Origin of the sequence: Lysobacter sp. H23M47 (assembly GCF_015209765.1) — a bacterium.
GTDB lineage: Bacteria > Pseudomonadota > Gammaproteobacteria > Xanthomonadales > Xanthomonadaceae > Novilysobacter > Novilysobacter avium.
In genome coordinates this window covers 416,148-432,070 of the sequence record NZ_CP063658.1, presented here as the reverse complement: position 1 = coordinate 432,070, position 15,923 = coordinate 416,148, and the positions used below count along the sequence as shown (strand labels likewise).

At 66.7% G+C, this 15,923-nt stretch carries 20 protein-coding genes and 1 tRNA gene; 8 read left to right on the top strand and 13 right to left on the bottom strand.

Features of this window, described 5'->3' with window-relative positions; genetic code table 11:
* Positions 1–55: 55 nt before the first annotated feature.
* Positions 56–1,465 carry a dihydrolipoamide acetyltransferase family protein gene (locus INQ43_RS01885; RefSeq protein WP_194036947.1) on the top strand — a complete coding sequence of 470 codons (1,410 nt, stop codon included), beginning with the start codon at positions 56–58 and terminating at the stop codon, positions 1,463–1,465.
* Between the two features lie 135 nt (positions 1,466–1,600).
* Here the strand turns inward: INQ43_RS01885 and INQ43_RS01880 are convergent, their stop codons facing one another.
* The 8 genes from INQ43_RS01880 to INQ43_RS01845 all read right to left on the bottom strand — a co-directional run bounded on the left by INQ43_RS01880 (position 1,601) and on the right by INQ43_RS01845 (position 7,455).
* Positions 1,601–2,938 carry a tryptophan--tRNA ligase gene (locus INQ43_RS01880; RefSeq protein WP_194036946.1) on the bottom strand — a complete coding sequence of 446 codons (1,338 nt, stop codon included), beginning with the start codon at positions 2,936–2,938 and terminating at the stop codon, positions 1,601–1,603.
* Positions 2,939–3,113: 175 nt separating this feature from the next.
* Entirely contained in the window at positions 3,114–3,314 is a 201-nt protein-coding gene (locus tag INQ43_RS01875) for a CsbD family protein (protein ID WP_193985648.1), read from the bottom strand.
* A 212-nt stretch (positions 3,315–3,526) separates the two neighbouring features.
* Entirely contained in the window at positions 3,527–3,679 is a 153-nt protein-coding gene (locus INQ43_RS01870; RefSeq protein ID WP_043959166.1) for an entericidin A/B family lipoprotein, read from the bottom strand.
* Between the two features lie 159 nt (positions 3,680–3,838).
* Positions 3,839–4,762: an arginase gene (gene rocF, locus INQ43_RS01865; protein ID WP_194034875.1), complete on the bottom strand. Its 924-nt coding sequence runs from the start codon at positions 4,760–4,762 to the stop codon at positions 3,839–3,841.
* A 16-nt stretch (positions 4,763–4,778) separates the two neighbouring features.
* Positions 4,779–4,854 (bottom strand) — tRNA-Thr (locus tag INQ43_RS01860).
* A 12-nt stretch (positions 4,855–4,866) separates the two neighbouring features.
* The gene (locus INQ43_RS01855; protein WP_194036945.1) at positions 4,867–5,607 is read right to left on the bottom strand and encodes an SPOR domain-containing protein; all 741 of its coding nucleotides are present in this window, start codon (positions 5,605–5,607) and stop codon (positions 4,867–4,869) included.
* Between the two features lie 37 nt (positions 5,608–5,644).
* Positions 5,645–6,394: a type III pantothenate kinase gene (locus INQ43_RS01850; RefSeq protein WP_194037522.1), complete on the bottom strand. Its 750-nt coding sequence runs from the start codon at positions 6,392–6,394 to the stop codon at positions 5,645–5,647.
* A gap of 2 nt (positions 6,395–6,396) precedes the next feature.
* A complete protein-coding gene (locus INQ43_RS01845; protein ID WP_194036944.1) occupies positions 6,397–7,455 on the bottom strand; it encodes a biotin--[acetyl-CoA-carboxylase] ligase in 1,059 nt (352 codons plus the stop codon).
* Between the two features lie 172 nt (positions 7,456–7,627).
* Here INQ43_RS01845 and INQ43_RS01840 point away from each other — a divergent pair, with 172 nt between their 5' ends.
* Both INQ43_RS01840 and INQ43_RS01835 read left to right on the top strand, forming a co-directional pair.
* Positions 7,628–7,888, top strand: a complete 261-nt coding sequence (locus INQ43_RS01840) for a hypothetical protein (protein WP_194034872.1) — start codon at positions 7,628–7,630, stop codon at positions 7,886–7,888.
* Between the two features lie 80 nt (positions 7,889–7,968).
* Positions 7,969–8,712 carry a M90 family metallopeptidase gene (locus INQ43_RS01835; RefSeq protein ID WP_194036942.1) on the top strand — a complete coding sequence of 248 codons (744 nt, stop codon included), beginning with the start codon at positions 7,969–7,971 and terminating at the stop codon, positions 8,710–8,712.
* Positions 8,713–8,718: 6 nt separating this feature from the next.
* Here INQ43_RS01835 and INQ43_RS01830 read toward each other — a convergent pair whose 3' ends face one another.
* The 5 genes from INQ43_RS01830 to dusA form a co-directional block, all read right to left on the bottom strand.
* Positions 8,719–10,116, bottom strand: coding sequence for an ATP-binding protein (locus tag INQ43_RS01830; RefSeq protein ID WP_194036941.1), 1,398 nt, complete (start codon positions 10,114–10,116; stop codon positions 8,719–8,721).
* A 24-nt stretch (positions 10,117–10,140) separates the two neighbouring features.
* Positions 10,141–10,824: a response regulator transcription factor gene (locus INQ43_RS01825; protein WP_043959170.1), complete on the bottom strand. Its 684-nt coding sequence runs from the start codon at positions 10,822–10,824 to the stop codon at positions 10,141–10,143.
* 66 nt (positions 10,825–10,890) lie between these two features.
* Positions 10,891–11,292, bottom strand: coding sequence for a PepSY domain-containing protein (locus INQ43_RS01820; protein ID WP_194036940.1), 402 nt, complete (start codon positions 11,290–11,292; stop codon positions 10,891–10,893).
* Positions 11,293–11,427: 135 nt separating this feature from the next.
* Complete coding sequence (locus tag INQ43_RS01815) at positions 11,428–12,351, bottom strand: arginine deiminase-related protein (protein WP_194036939.1); 924 nt, start codon at positions 12,349–12,351, stop codon at positions 11,428–11,430.
* Entirely contained in the window at positions 12,348–13,328 is a 981-nt protein-coding gene (gene dusA / locus INQ43_RS01810; RefSeq protein ID WP_255518480.1) for a tRNA dihydrouridine(20/20a) synthase DusA, read from the bottom strand. The genes INQ43_RS01815 and dusA overlap by 4 nt, the downstream gene beginning before the upstream one ends.
* Before the next feature lie 174 nt (positions 13,329–13,502).
* Here dusA and INQ43_RS01805 point away from each other — a divergent pair, with 174 nt between their 5' ends.
* Genes INQ43_RS01805 through INQ43_RS01785 form a run of 5 tightly spaced genes read left to right on the top strand, consistent with a single transcriptional unit; the run spans position 13,503 to position 15,901 of the window.
* Entirely contained in the window at positions 13,503–14,600 is a 1,098-nt protein-coding gene (locus INQ43_RS01805) for a site-specific integrase (RefSeq protein ID WP_194036937.1), read from the top strand.
* Positions 14,601–14,634: 34 nt separating this feature from the next.
* Positions 14,635–14,961 (top strand): type II toxin-antitoxin system RelE/ParE family toxin, encoded by a 327-nt coding sequence (locus tag INQ43_RS01800; RefSeq protein ID WP_194036936.1) that lies wholly within the window; start codon positions 14,635–14,637, stop codon positions 14,959–14,961.
* A gap of 2 nt (positions 14,962–14,963) precedes the next feature.
* Positions 14,964–15,257 (top strand): helix-turn-helix transcriptional regulator, encoded by a 294-nt coding sequence (locus INQ43_RS01795; RefSeq protein ID WP_194036935.1) that lies wholly within the window; start codon positions 14,964–14,966, stop codon positions 15,255–15,257.
* Positions 15,258–15,281: 24 nt separating this feature from the next.
* Positions 15,282–15,467: a hypothetical protein gene (locus tag INQ43_RS01790; RefSeq protein ID WP_194036934.1), complete on the top strand. Its 186-nt coding sequence runs from the start codon at positions 15,282–15,284 to the stop codon at positions 15,465–15,467.
* The gene (locus tag INQ43_RS01785; protein WP_194036933.1) at positions 15,467–15,901 is read left to right on the top strand and encodes a hypothetical protein; all 435 of its coding nucleotides are present in this window, start codon (positions 15,467–15,469) and stop codon (positions 15,899–15,901) included. The genes INQ43_RS01790 and INQ43_RS01785 overlap by 1 nt, the downstream gene beginning before the upstream one ends.
* Positions 15,902–15,923 lie beyond the last annotated feature (22 nt).

The window sequence follows — 15,923 nt, the reverse complement described above, 5'->3', positions numbered from 1 at the left end:
ATGCCGGGCGCCCGGGCGCCCACGCAGATAGGCCCAAGCACATAGAAGGACTGCCATGAGCAACAAGAACACGTTCTACCTGCCCGATCTGGGCGAGGGCCTGCCGGACGCGACCATCGTGGAATGGTCGGTAAAGGTGGGCGACACCATCCGCCTGGACGAGGCGCTGGTCTCGATGGAAACCGCCAAGGCCGTGGTCGAGGTGCCGTCCCCGGTCTCGGGCAAGGTGACCAGGCTGGCTGGTGAAGCCGGCGATGTCATCACCACCGGCGCGATGCTGGCCGAGTTCGAGGTGGATGCCTCGCTTCCGCAGCGCTCCGCCGGACAGGACACCGGCCACGGCCACGGCCCGCCTCCGCCGGGCAAGGGCGTGGGCAGCGAGGATCCGGCCAGCGATGACAAGGTGGTTGCCTCCGACGATGGCGGCGCGATCAGCGATAAGGGTGAGACACCGCCGGAAGGCGAGCCCCGCGCTGACAGCGGCACCGTCGTTGGCGCGATGCAGTCCTCCGATGCCATCCGCAGCGAGCAGGCCAGCACCGTGGGCGGCGTCAAGGCGATGCCGGCGGTGCGCGCACTGGCGCGCAAGCTGAAGGTCGACCTGGCACGGGTTGCCGCGACCGGCACCGACGGCGTGGTCACCATGGCCGACGTCAAGCAGGCCGCTGCCGACGGCAGCGCGGCCGTGGGCGCGGCACCGGCCCGACAGGCACCCGCTGCTGCACCGGCCCCGGCTGCACAGACTTCCGCAGCGCCTGCCGCCACCCGCAGCACGCTGTCGCAGTCGGGCAAGCCGATGCGCACCCAGCCGCCGGGCGTCGCGGCCAGCGGCCAGCCCGAGCAGCTCAAGGGCGTGCGTCGCAACATGGCCCGGGTGATGGCCGCCGCGCACGCGCAGGTCGTGCCGACAACCCTGGTCGATGACGCCGACCTGCATGGGTGGATCGGCAAGCAGGACATCACCGCGCGCCTGATCCGCGCCATCTGCAATGCCTGCAAGGAAGTCCCGGCGCTCAACGCGTGGTTCGATGGTGACAAGCTGGTGCGCACGATGCATCCGCATGTCGACATCGGCATTGCGGTGGACACCGACGATGGTTTGTTCGTGCCCGCCCTGCGCAACGCGGACGTGCTCGACGGCAACGGCATCCGTTCGGCGATCAAGCGCCTGCGCGCACAGGTCGAGGACCGTTCGATCCCGGCCAGCGAGCTGTCGGGCTACACCATCAGCCTGTCCAACTTCGGCATGTTCGCCGGCCGCTATGCCACGCCGGTGGTGGTGCCGCCGACGGTGGCGATCGTGGGCGCCGGCAAGCTGTCGCACGACGTGGTCGCGGTGATCGGTGGCATCGAGGTGCACCGGCGGATGCCGATTTCGCTGACCTTCGACCATCGCGCCGCCACCGGTGGCGAGGCCGCGCGGTTCCTGAAGGCGCTGCTGGACGACCTGGCGCTGCCCAACTGACCGAAGACTCCGGCCTTTGGCAGCCGCTGTAACGCATGAAGCCGGGGCGACCCGGCTTCATGCTGTGTGCGGTGACGGTTGGAGTCCAACTTCCGCGGGCGGGCGCGGCCGACGCGGTCATCTGCGCATCAGAATCTAGCGCGCGTCCGCTGCCTTCTGCGCCGCCTTTCGGGCATCTTCCGCGGCCAGCGTGGCCAAAGCCCCGCGCACCTCGTCGGCAAGAACACCCTCGCCCAGCGTGAGCGCGGGATCGGCCGACACGTAACCTTCGCGGCGCAGGACCGCGATGTGCTGGCCGGCATCGCGCGGCGAATCAAAACCGCCGCTCTGCAGCAGAACGCGCTCGTCGACCATCAGCTTGAAGTAGAACCGTCCGTCGTCCTCGCGGTACTGCTTGAACACGGGCAGTGAAGGCTTCCCGGGGGCCACAGGGACGTCTACCGTGCCGGCGTGCGACAACGGACGCAGACCGACGGCCTCGCGCAGCGCCGCCAGGCGCGGGGCTGCCAGCTGGCGACGCAGCCTGGAGGCGCCATCGCGCAGGATTGTCTCGATTTCGCTCGGCCTCGCCATCAACGACTCGTACTTCTCGCGCAGCGGCGAGATTTCCGCGTCGATGCGCTCAAACAGCGCCTCTTTCGCCTCGCCCCACGCAATCCCGTCTGCAAACGCCTGCCGCATCGATGCGGTTTCGCCTGCATCCGCAAACGCCTGGTAGAGCTGGAAAACGTTGGAGGAGTCCGCATCCTTGGCCTCGCCCGGCGCCAGCGAGTCGGTCACGATCGAATAGATCAGCTTCTTCAGCTCCGGACGCGGGCAGAACAGGGGGATGGTGTTGTCGTAACTCTTGCTCATCTTGCGTCCATCGAGGCCGGGCAAGGTCGCCACCTGTTCCTCGATCACCGCTTCGGGCAACACGAAGTGGTCCTCGCCGGTGCCGGCGTACAGATGGTTGAAGCGCTGCGCAAAGTCGCGCGCCATCTCGATGTGCTGGACCTGGTCGCGCCCCACCGGCACTTTCTGCGCATTGAACAGGAGGATGTCGGCGGCCATCAGCACCGGGTACATGAAGAGACCGGCGGAGATCCCGGCGTCATCGTCCTCTCCTGCCTCGCGGTTCTTGTCCACCGAGGCCTTGTAGGCGTGCGCGCGGTTGAGCACGCCCTTGCCGGCGACGCAGGTCAGCAGCCAGTTCAACTCGGTGGTTTCGGGCACATCGGACTGGCGGTAGAACCAGACCGTGTCCGGCGCCAGGCCGCAGGCCAGCCACGTCGCAGCGATTTCCAGCGTCGAACGCTGCACCCGCGCCGGATCCTGCACCTTGATCAGGGCGTGGTAGTCGGCGAGGAAATAGAACGCTTCCACGTCCGTGCGAAGGCTGCTGGCGACAGCGGGCCGGATCGCGCCGACGTAGTTGCCAAGATGCGGAGTACCGGAGGTGGTGATGCCAGTGAGGACGCGGGTGGGCTGCATTTGGTGAACGGGATTGGCGGCGGGCCAGTGTACCCGGCAGATGCGGCGCAACAGGGCGCGCCGGGTTGCTCGGCGTCCAGGCAATAAAAAACGGGCCGGTTTCCCGGCCCGTTGGCTATGCGACTTGCGACGTCAACCGTCGGCTGTCAGCACGGCCGTGCAACCCACTGTGCAATCAATCAAGCGTGCGGCCGAAGTTCGACACTTCTTCCTCGGCGCGCTCGCGGGTCCAGCCGTACTGCTCCTGCAGCTTGCCCGCCAGATACTCCGAGTTGCCTTCGGCAACATCGAACACGTCGTCGGTCAGGTCGCCCCACTTGGCCTTCGCCTTGCCTTTCACCTGGGTCCACTTGCCGGCAATGATGTCCTTGTTCATGGTGTCTAACCTCGTATATCAATGGGGGAAGATGCGGTTCGTTGACCACGCTTCCACCTTCGCAGAATGCATGTTCAGGGCGAGTCATCGCCGCGTCACGAGACCCTTCATCATCCTGAACGTCGCTGTTTCCAAGACAACAAAAAGCCGGGTTGCCCCGGCTTCCTGTCACGCTCAAGCCGCATGCAGCGGCTCAATCCTTCAAATCGAAATCAGCAACGACCGTCCTTGCAGTCCTCGGCCTTCTTCTCAACCTTCTCGCCAGCCTTCTGCACGTCCTGGCCGGCACCGGCCATGGTGTTGCACGCGGTCAGCATTCCGAGCGAAAACATCGACACCATCATCAGGGCAATAACACGCTTCATCGCTTTCTCCTGTTAGCCGGGGCCGACCAGAATGGCCGGCTCACCTGGGTGGAATGGATCGGATCGCTTATGTCTGCGACCTTGGCGACATCATCGCGTGACCGGATGTGAAGTCGGCGTGCACCACCGTGCAAGCAAGGTAAAAAACCGGGCCGGCGTTCAGGCCCGCATCAGCGTGGATTTACCGAACAGGCTTTCCACCAGATCGACCGCCACCAGTGCCGTCATGTTGTCGCGATCAAGGATGGGATTGAGCTCCATGATGTCCAGCGATGCCATCCGTCCGCTGTCGGCGATCATCTCCATGACCAGTTGCGCTTCACGGTAGTTGGGACCGCCAGGCACCGTCGTGCCGACGCCTGGAGCCACGCTGGGGTCGAGGAAGTCGACATCGAAGCTGACATGCAGGTGGGTGTCATCGTCCATTCCCGCCAGCGCCTCTTCCATGACCCGCTTCATGCCGACCTCGTCGATGTAGCGCATGTCGTAGACGTCCAGACCATGTTCCTTGATGAGCTTTTTCTCGCCATCATCGACCGAGCGGATGCCTACCTGGCGCACAGCCGAGGCATCCATCGCCGGCGCGTCGCCCCCCAGATGCGTGAGCGAGCGTGGGCCCAGACCGCACAGGCAGGCGACCGGCATGCCGTGGATATTGCCCGACGGGGTCACCTCGCTGGTGTTGAAGTCGGCGTGCGCATCCAGCCACAGCAGGCGCAGCTTCTTGCCGGTTTCGCGGCAATGGCGCGCCACCGCGGTGACCGAACCGATGCCCAGGCAGTGATCGCCACCGAGCAGGATCGGCATGCGGCCTGCGGAAAGTTCGGCATACACCGCTTCCATCGCCAGCCGGTTCCACTCGGTGACTTCGTCGATGTGGCGGTAGCCATCAACCGGTCCGGTCCAGGGATTGCGAGGTCCGTCCAGGTTGCCGCGATCGACGACATCGACGCCGCGCGCCTGCAGGGCTTCGCCAAGACCGGCGATACGAAGCGCCTCCGGGCCCAGGCGTCCGCCCTGGTGACCCGCGCCCACGTCCGTGGGTGCACCGATGATCGAGACGGGTGAGTAGCTGCGCTTCATGCTGACCTCCATGCCTTGGTGCCGGCTGTCAGAGTCGAACTGACGACCTACCGCTTACAAGGCGGTTGCTCTACCAACTGAGCTAAGCCGGCGAAACTCCCATTCTACCGCGCCGCGGGATTATCCCCCACTACCACCGCTTCGGGTCCGGCAGACGGAGCCAGACTTTCGCAATCGATCGGCTGCGTGCGCGCGGCGCCCAGTTGACTTCGAACCGCGTCAGCAATGAAAGCCGCATCGGCGCCCACATCCAGCCAGTACTCTTCCGGGCCGGCTCCCACCGGGTCGACGGCAGCGTCAAACCCCGCCTTGCGCAGCGTTTCCGCGCGTGCCCGCGCCGCCTGCTCGTTACGGAACAGGCCCAGCGCAATCGCGTTCGCGTCGACGCCGTCGCGGATGACGTAGTAGTCCTTGAAGCCGGCGGCAACAATGCGCTTGGCCACGATGTCGGTCTCGGCCGCGCTGGGCAAAGGCGGCAACAGGACCCGCCAGCTGCGCGGCGGGCGCCCCGGCTCCGCGCGGACCGCGGTCGTGAGCACAGCCACAGTGGCTTCACCGTCGACCAGACCTTCAAGCTGCACGCGCTTGCCCACGGCTGACGCTACCTCCGCGGTGTCGTAGGGGCCGAAAGCCGCGCACTGGACGATATCGAGCGGGATCGTTGGCTCCCTTACAGGTGCCGGCTTGCTCGGCTCGGCGAGCTCGGTCACCAGTTGCAGGCGCTCCACACCCGGCGGGATATCGACCGGCGCGGCAGTCGGTGCCGGGCCGACCGCCAACACCCCCCACAGCGCGACGCCCAGGTTGAGTATCAGCAGCAGGATGACGAGGGCGCGTATCAACATGGCGGCGATTGTAGCCGTCGGTTCCGCGCAGGCGGGCTCAAGCCGGTTTCTCGATCGCGGCCCATTGCGCGAGGCCCTCCAGGACCAGACGCGGCGACCAGCGGGCCTGCGGCAGCAACGACCGCAGCTCCTCCCCGCCACCGCCATGCAGATACAGCGCTGGCGCAGTGCCCAGGCGCGACCCGGCATCCGCCAGGCTGCGCTGGATCAGGCCCAGCGCTGCTCCGACGCATCCGGAAGCCAGGGCATCGGGGGTGTCGACGGCGAACTCGACGTAGCTGCCACCGCAGGCCGGCAGTTGTGCCACCTGCCGGTTGAGCGCCTGGCGCATCACAGTGGGCGATGGCGCGATGCGCCCGCCAAGGTGTCGCCCCTGCGCGTCAATCAGGTCCAGGGTCAGGGCCGTGCCCACACCGCATACCAGCACCGGTTCATGCTCGACGCGCGCGGCATGAGCGCGAGCGGCGATCATTGCAAGAAAACGGTCGACTCCCAGCCGCGCCGGATCGGCGTACGCGATCCGCAGATCACCCCAACGACGCTGGGTGCGGGCCAGCGAAATGCGTTGGCAGCGCGCCGCCAGCGCATCCAGCAGCCCGACCCGCAAACCTTCATGGGTAACACTGGCGAGATAGGCGACATCCATCTGCGGCGGCAGGCGGGCCGCCAATGCGGCGATATCGGCACCGCGATGCTCCAGGGCGATCGACTCGCCTGCTTCGCCGTTCGCCTGCAGCGGAGCGATTTTCAGACGCGTGTTGCCAAGGTCGAGTACCCAGCGCTGCACGCTCATGAATCCGCCTTGACCCTGCGCACGCTCACCTCGCCGGCGTGGAAACAGCGCTCGGCGCCATCGCCCGTCCGTACGCGCAGGGAGCCGTCTCCCGCCAGTCCAAGGGCCACCCCGTCGATGCAGCTGGTTTCGCTGCTGATCCGCACCGGCTGGCCGGCGATCGCGTCCATTGCCGCGTAGCGAGTCAGGAATCCGCAAAGCCCGTCCCGGTTGAACTCATCCAGCGCCGGTACCCAGCGCGCGATGATCGCCGCCGCGATGGCACTGCGCGGCGGCGTGGCAACCGGCAGTTGCGCCAGATCGCACCAGGACTGGTCGATAAGGACACCGAAGCGCTCCGGCATGCGTACGTTCAAGCCAAGCCCGATCACCGCACGCGCGGGTCCGGCGTGGTCGCCGCCGCCGTCGACGAGCAGCCCGCCCAGCTTGCGCAGGTCGCCATCCGCCGCCGGGACGACCAGATCGTTCGGCCATTTCAGCCGCACCATGCCGTAACCGAGTGCGTGGAGCGCATCAACCGTAGCCACGCCGGCCACCAGGCTCAGTCCACCCAGCCGTGCCCAGCCACCACCGAACGTGCGCGCCAGCGACAGGTAAACATGGGCGCCCAGTGGCGAACTCCACTCCTTGCCGCGGCGGCCGCGACCAGCCGTCTGGCGTTCGGCGAGCAGCACGCTGGCCGCGCCATCCGCGGCGCCCGGACGTCGTTGCAGCTCGCTGTTGGTGGAGCCCAGTACCCAGGCGACTTCCAGCGAGGCGATTCGCGCCCGTACCGGCGCGGGCAGCGCCCCGACAATGGCGTGGTTGTCGAGGAGGTCGAAGGGTTGAGTCAGCCGATAGGCGCCGCCCGCCTGTTCGTCGATCGGGACGCCGGCTCGCTGCAGGTCCTGGACGCGTTGCCAGAGGGCGGCGGCGTCCGACCCGTCATTCCCGGCCCGGGCGTCAGCCGGGATCGGTCCCTCAATGAGGCGGGCGAGCAGCGCGCGCTCGTCCGCCGGCTCGTTGGCTGGACTTTCCGCGCTCGACGCGCCGACAGTGGTGGGTGGAGCTGCCATGCGACCGATTATGCGCGAGTGGCGCGCCGGGCTGCTGACGCAGGCTTCTGGTCCAAGCCTGTAACGGAACAATACCCAGCTCCCATCCATATGACGTCGGGTCATATTCGTCAAGTCGTTTCGCGTTATAGTCAAGCACTGGCTGGGACCTGCCCGGCCGACCGAGGTGCCTATGCTCCGGATCTCCATGTTCCTGTTGATCGCCTTGATGAGCTCGGCGGCAGTGGCCGGCGAGGGCAGCATGAGTGCACCCGATGGCTCCGATTGTCCCCCGGGCAGCAGCGCTGAGCGCGAAGCCCCGGCGGCGGCCGCCGCCGACCGCACGGCGCCTTCGCGTGAGAGCAAGCTGACCCCTGACATCCACGGCGATCTGCCGACCAACCGGTCCCAGTCGACCCGTTGGCACAGTTTCCTGCCGGGCATGTTCCGCTAGGACGCATCCCTTTTGCCGGGCTGGGTTGCGCCGGACCCATCGCTTCAAAGTGCTTTGATCCAAATCCTGTGATCCGTCTGATGCGCCGCTGGTGGCGCCCTCCGGCGCCCATCGATGCGTCGGTCTGGGCCGAAGTGCGCGTTGCGCTCCCGTGGGTCGCCGCGCTGGACGGCGAACGGGACCAGCGTCTGCACGCACTCGCCTCCCTCTTCCTCAACGAGAAGACCATCACGCCGGTGGCCGGGCTTCAGCTCGGTCGGACGCAGCGCGCGATGCTCGCTGCTCTGTGCTGCCTGCCGCTGCTGGAGTTCGGCGAAGAGGGATTGCACGGCTGGTCGCAGCTGATCGTCTACCCGCACGCGTTCCGGGTCGAGCGCAGCCACATGGACGCCGCCGGTGTGCTGCACGAAGGCAGCGACGAGTTGATCGGCGAGGCCTGGGAGGCGGGCCCGGTGATCCTGTCCTGGGCGGACGTCATGGCGGACTGCGCCGATCCGCGCGCCGGGTTCTGCGTGGCCGCCCACGAAATCGCCCACAAGCTGGACGCGCTTGACGGCGTGCTCGATGGCACTCCGCCGCTGCCGCGCGACTGGCAGCTGGAATGGGCGGGCGATTTCCAGCATGCCTACGAGGGGCTGGTGGCAAACGTGGAAGCGGGGCTGCCAAGCGCGATCGATCCCTACGCGGCCGAGGCGCCGGAGGAGTTCTTCGCGGTGGTCACCGAGTACCACTTCAGCGATCCGGCCACGCTGCAGAAGGCCATGCCCGAGGTGGCGGCGCACCTGGTCCGCCTGTACGGCGCCGCGCCCTTCGCCGCGGCTTGATGCGACTCAGATCCGCGGCGGCAGACGCACCTCGAACCTGGCGCCACCAAGCTCTTCCGAGGCCCCGACGTCGAGCGTGCCGCGATAGCTGCGGATGATGTCCTGCACGATCGCCAGGCCGATACCGTGCCCCTGCACGCGCTCGTCGCCGCGCACGCCGCGCTGCAAGACCAGGGCGACCTTCTCCGGGGCGATGCCCGGGCCATCGTCATCCACGGTGATCAACAGGCCCGGCCGCCGGTTGGGGGCGACTTCGCCGGGCTTGACCGTCAACAACACGCGCGAGCGCGCCCACTTGAACGCGTTCTCCAGCAGGTTCCCCAGCAGCTCCTGGAGGTCACCGACTTCGCCGTGGAACTGCACGCCCGGTGCAAGATCGAACTCGCACAGCGCACCCTTCGCGGCGTAGACCTTCTCCAGACTCTTCACCAGTGCTTCGGCGTGCGGCTCCACATCCACCGGAGCGGAGAACAGCGCATGGCCGCCGGACGCCGCGCGTGCCAGCTGGTAGGACACCAGGTCGCTCATGCGCTGCAACTGGGTGGCGACGTCCTCGCGCAGTTCCGTCTCCGGCGCGTCGTCATCCAGGCGAGTGCGCAGCACGGCCAACGGCGTCTTCAGGCTGTGGGCCAGATCGGCCAGGGTATTGCGCTGCTGGTCCAGGTTCTCGCGCTCGCTTTCGATGAACGCGTTGATGCTTTCGGCCAGCGGCTCCAGCTCGCGCGGATGGCGCTCGCTCATGCGCGAGGTCACCCCGCGCTGGACTTGCTTGAGCTCCTCGATCACCCGCCGCAGGGGATGCAGGCTCCAGCGCAGGATCAGGCCCTGCAGCAGCAGCAGTACAAGCCCCGCGCCGCCCAGGTAGCGCCACAAAGCGCGGCGGAACACCTCCACCTGGCGGCTCAGCGCGGCGGTGTCCTCCAGGATGTAGATCGTGTACGGAAATTCCGCGTCGGGATCGTCGCCGCTGGCGTAGATCAGGCCGCGGCCATAGCGGTACGCCTGGCCCGGCTCGCCGCTGATCTCGGTAATTTCCAGCGGGCCCTCGAAGATCTCCGAGCGGGCTTCCAGCAGGCGCCCTTCGGGGAGCAGCGGGCCGACCGAGGAGGACGAGTTCCACTCCAGGCCCTTGGGCAGCACCACCTCGGCGTACAGGCCACTGCCGGGCCGGTCGAAGCGCGGATCGGGTGGCATGTAGGGCGGGATGAAGGTGCCATCGCGGGCAAAGTCGCTGTCCGCGTAGGCAAGCGCGTAGCTGCGCATGCGCTGGTAGAGGTTGCTCTCGGCGGTGTCCAGGAACGCCCGGTCCAGCGCTACGCCGGCAAGCGCCAGGAACGCGACGAGGCCAAGACTGGCTGCGAGCAGTTGGCGCGCCTGCAGGGAGCTGGGCTGCGCCCGGCTCATGCGTGCAGGGTACCCGGGGCGGAACTACTCGCCGCTGCGCGGCAGGGCAAAGCGGTAACCACGGCCACGCACCGTCTCGATCGGTTTCAGGGTGCCTTCGGGATCCAGCTTCTTGCGCAGGCGGCCGATGAAGACCTCCAGCACGTTGGAGTCACGGTCGAAGTCCTGCTGGTAGATGTGCTCGGTGAGGTCGGCTTTGGAGACCAGTTCACCGGCGTGCATCATCAGGTACTCCAGCACCTTGTACTCGTAGCTGGTGAGGTCGACGTTCGCGTCGTCCACGCTGACGGTCTGCGCCGCCAAGTCGAGGGTCACCGGACCGCATTCCAGGGTCGGCTTGCTCCAGCCGGCGGCGCGGCGGACCAGCGCGTTGATCCGGGCCAGCAATTCCTCGACGTGGAAGGGCTTGACCAGGTAGTCGTCCGCGCCGTGCTTGAGGCCTTCGACCTTGTCCTGCCAGCTGGAACGCGCGGTCAGGATCAGGATGGGAAATTTCTTGCCCTCGTCGCGCAGGGCCTGGATCAGTTCCATGCCCGACATCTTGGGCAGGCCCAGATCGATGATGCCGAGATCGAACGGGACTTCGCGGCCCATGTACAGGCCCTCTTCGCCGTCCTGGGCGGCATCCACTGCATACCCTTCGCGCTTCAGGCGGGCCGCGAGGGTCTCGCGCAACGGCGCTTCGTCTTCCACCAGCAGGATTCGCATGGATACTCCTTGAGACTTGTGTGTCGCTCCACCTGAACAGGCGGGTCATGCCACCAAGATGATGCCTCAGTTGTCGGCGCGGCGTGTAGAGACAGGACGCTGCGATGGCGACGGTGGCCCGCCGCGGCTGGGCGGCTCGTTGCCGCCGCGCGCCGGATCATCGACGTAGACCCGCACCCGCCCACTGGAATCAACGATCTTGACCCGGCTGACGTCCCGGCCATCGTAGGGCACGCGTTCGGCACTGAGGACCTGGCCGCCGGTGCGGCGCTCGACCCGGCGCACCGCATCGGAGAGTTCGCGGTGGCTGGCGCTGCTGTGACCGCTCCGCCCCTCGTCGCGGATGACGCGTTCCCGGTCCGGCTCGCGCGCCTTGTCACGGGTCTGCGCCACCGCGCTGCCGGCGACCGCGGCGGTGGCCGCAAGAAGCGTCAGGCATATGGCAGCAAGAACGGTAGAGCTGGGCATGTTGAACGGACGGAGCGCGTCGGCAGCTTCGGATTTCAGCGATTCATTCTCGGGACGAGGCAGTGAATCCGGTCTGAACTTTTTTTTTACATCCACGGGCCATTCAGACTGCCCCCGCGGCACGCGTGCAGTCAATCAGAACACTTCACCGATGCAGCAGCGCAGCGAACCGCCGCCGGCCTCGATCGCGTCCAGCTCGACGGTGTCCACGGTGAAGCCGGCGGCCGCGAACGCCTCGCGGGTCGACGGCTGCAGGGAGCGGCCGGCGTGCGCACTCATCCAGACGCGATCATCGGACAGGGCGATGCAGTTGCCGGCGAAAGCAGCGTGCTCGCCCGGCGCGAGCTGGATCGCGCGCGGGCCATACAGCGAGTCGAGCGCCCGGATCACCGAAGCGTCGGCAAACCCGCGCGGGCAGATCACCGCCGCTCGCCCGGCCAGCACCGCCAGCACGACGTTGGTGTGGTACTCGCCCGGCGCGAGGTCGAACATCAGCGTGGCTCGCAGCCCGAAGGCCTCGTGCATCAGGCGCGCGCCCTCCTCGTCGCAGCGTTCCGACAGGCCGGCGAATCCCAATCCGCGGGCGCGATCGATCACCAGGGCACCGGTCAACTCGCAGGGGTGTGGCTGCTCCGAGAGGTCGACGGGTGCGTAGCCCAGCACATCGCCGAAGAACCCGCGGATGTCCGCGCGCCCGGCTTCACGCTGGCGCACCGGGTGGCGCATGCGGCCGATGACGTAGCGCGCCTGCCCGTCCACCCGCGCGGTGCCGAAGACATTGTTCGGGAACAGCGCGTCCGGCGTTTCGGGATCGCCGGCGAAACACACGGTCGGCAGTACCTGCGAGATCGCACGCTGCAGGTCGCGGTGCTGGGCCGATGCGCGGGCGGCATCGAAGCCGTCGGCCGGCGCCATGTAGCGGTTGTCGGCGGCGGACTGCTCGGCCAGCTGGAAACCGTCGGGGGCCACCATGAAGGCGGCGCGGGCGGTCGCTGGGCCGAAGTCGGGCGCCGCCGTGGTGGCGATTTGGAGGAAGCTGGCTGTGTCTCGCGTGATCATGGGCGGCCCGTGGCGGAAGAAGGAATGGAGGCCGCGGCATCGTATGCAAAGGACCCGGTGATGGCCACCGCGCGTTCGATCAGCGACCAGTCGGCGCCAGGTTTGTGTGCGCCCTCGCTGAGTACCTGGCGGAATGCGCGGCCGCCGTGCTGGCCGGCGAACAACCCCAGCACATGACGGACGATGTGCTTTAGGTACACCCCGCGCTCCAGTTGCGCCTCCACATACGGTCGGTAGGCGCGCAACAACTCGGCGCGCGAGCGAAGCTCGCCGCCAAACCACGCCACATCCAGCCGGTGCAGCAGGTAGGGGTCGTGGTAGGCGGCGCGACCGAGCATCGCGCCGTCAACATGATCCAGGTGCATGGTGGCCTCATCGGCGTCGTTGATGCCGCCGTTGACGATCACCTGCAGGTCCGGGCGTTCTGCCTTGAGCCGGTACGCCCAGTCGTAGCGCAGCGGCGGCACATCGCGGTTCTCCTTGGGCGACAGGCCTTTCAGCCACGCGTTGCGCGCGTGCACGACAAACATAGTGCAGCCCGCATCGGCGACCTCGTCGATGAAGGCGCGGAAGCGGCCGTAGTCATGGTCATCGTCGACCCCGAGGCGGCATTTGACCGTTACCGGGACGTCGCAGCTGCCGATCATCGCCTTGACCGATGCGGCGACCAGCGCCGGCTCGCGCATCAGGCAGGCGCCGAACCGGCCGGCCTGGACCCGATCGGAGGGGCAACCGCAGTTGAGGTTGATCTCGTCAAATCCGGTATGCGCGCCGATGCGCGCCGCCTGCGCGAGCAACTCCGGCTCGCTGCCACCCAGTTGCAGCGCGACGGGGTGCTCGACCGGGTCCATCGCCAGCAACCGCCCCTGGTCGCCATGGATCACCGCATTGGCGTGGACCATCTCCGAATACAGGCGCGCGTTGGGCGCAAGCAGGCGATGGAAGACACGGCAGTGGGAATCGGTCCAGTCCATCATCGGTGCGACCGAGAGACGCAACGATGCGTCATACCGCGACTTTTCGCGCAAATCCAACGACTTGCCGGAGATTTCGCGTTCCTCAGTTGCGCTCATGCTCGGTTGATTTCGGTCGTTTCCGGCCACGAAGTGTAACGCTTAGTGCAACGTCGAACCCGTTGTTACACTGCCGACATGGGCTCGATCCTTACCCGCCGCCGGAAGAACGGTTCGCTAGGTTACACGGCGATCATCCGCCTCAAGCGCGATGGCAAGACCGTCGTTTCGGAGTCGGCCACCTTCGATCGGCGCCAGTTGGCCAACGAATGGATGCGCCGCCGCGAAGCAGAGCTCGACCAGCAACGCGCCCGCGGCGAACCGCTAGGCAAGGGCTCCACCGTCGCCGAGTTGCTGGCCTGGTATGGGGAGAGCATCAAGGAGCTGACGCCTTGGGGCCGCACCAAGGAAGCCGATCTCAGACGCCTGGCTGGCTACGAGATCTCCAAGAAGAATGCGCTGCGGCTGACGGCCGCGGATTACATTGCACATGTCGAAGCTCGCCGACGGGAGGGGGCCGGTCCAGCCACCGCTAACAATGACCTGATCTGGCTGCGCGGGGTCTTCCGCACCGCCCGAGCGTCACTGGGCCTGCCGATCAACCTGCAGCTGCTGGAGGACGCCTCGCACGAGTTGAGGCAACGCCGGGTCGTCGCCAAGCCGAAGCAGCGCCAGCGCCGGGTAATGCCTGCGGAAGAAAAGGCGTTGCTCGACCACTTCGCCGTCCGCGACGTGCGCGCGGAGATCCCGATGGCCGACATCATCCGCTTCGCGCTTGTGACCGCCCGACGCCAGGAAGAGATCACCCGACTCAAGTGGGCTGACCTTGATCGCGACAAGGGCATCGCCTGGCTGGACGACGTGAAGCACCCGCGCAAGAAGGTCGGCAACCGCCGCGCCTTCCGCTTGCTGTCCGAAGCCTGGGAGATCATCGACCGGCAGCCCAAGGTGATGGCGGAAGGCCCGGACGGGAAACCAACGCCGGATCCGCGCGTGTTCCCCTACAACCCGAAGTCGATTGGCGCCAACTTCACCCGCGCCTGCCGGCTCCGCGGCCTCGAGGACCTCCGCTTCCATGACCTCCGCCACGAAGCGACCTCGCGACTGTTCGAGCGCGGCTACGACATCCCGGAGGTCGCGCAGTTCACGCTGCACGAGTCGTGGACGACCCTGAAGCGGTACACCCACCTCCGGCCGGAGCACGTCGAGGAGAGGCCTGCAAAGGCTCCTGCCTGACTCACTTGCCCTTTATATCAATACGGATATACTCATGCCCGTCAAGCCGATCGAGTTCCTCGGAGACTCCCTGCATAGCCTGCGGGAGTTCCCGGATGACGCGAAGCGGGATGCTGGGTACCAGCTGGATCGTGTGCAACATGGATTGCAGCCCGACGACTTCAAGCCCATGCCGACGATCGGCAAAGGCGTTGAGGAGATCCGTGTGCGGGACGACAGCGGGGCGTACCGCGTCATCTACACCGCTCGATTGGCCGACGCGGTCTATGTCCTCCATGCCTTCCAGAAGAAGACACAGGCCACGTCGAAACGGGACATCGAGCTGGCGAAGCAGCGCTTCGCCCTTCTGAGCAGGAAGTGACCATGAGCAACACCACGACCAACCCCGACCGATTCGCCAGCGTCTGGGATGCGCTTTCAGATACGGCCGAGGAAGCGGCAAACCTGAAGGTGCGCGCCGAACTCATGCGCAAGATCGCGGCACTCGTGCAGGACAAGGGCTGGACGCAAGCCATGGCTGCCGAACATTGCGGTATCAGCCAGCCGCGTATCAATGACCTGCTGCGCGGCCGTATTGGCCGCTTCTCGCTTGACGCGCTGGTGAACATCGCGGCCGCGCTTGGCCAGCAGGTCCACGTTGAGCTGGAAGCCGCATAGTCCATCTACCTCGGAGCGACTGCAGTGACGGACAAGCGCGCCTCCCAAGAAGCCCCGCTCGAGTTGCACACGAAAGAACAACAAGCGGACCGAACCGACGTGCCATCACCGTCGCCGACCGATCAGATGGTCAGCGGCATGATCCGGACGCTGGAGGAGATCCAGCGTGATCCCCTCCTCCATCACCGGCTCAGCCAACGAGGCTTCTGATGTCCCAGCGCCCTATCCAACTGGGTCCCGATCCAAATCGCTCGTACCTGGAGCGATGGAACGAGCTCCATCCGGACCGCTACGGAAGGCCGGACACCTACGACGAGTCCGACGGCGCCTGGCTCCAGCAGAATGGCGAAGGCGACGGCAGCGCCAGCCCTACCACCGGAGGTCTCCTCGAGACTTTCCTCGGCTTGGTCATCCTCGTCTTGGCGCCACTTGCGGGAGGGATCGCAACCGTTCTGCTCTATCGGTCGACCGGGCCTGACGACCTCACGTCTGGATGGGTGTTCGGCTATGTCGCGGCATTCCTTGTCAGCACCTTGGCCGCTGCCCTCCTCGTCTATGCCCTCCGACGCTTACTCCTGGCTGTGGCGCTTCTCGGCGTCACGCTCGGCGTCGGATATCTCAGCTGGAACTTGCTGATCGGATGATTTCCAGCTGATCCTCCCTGTC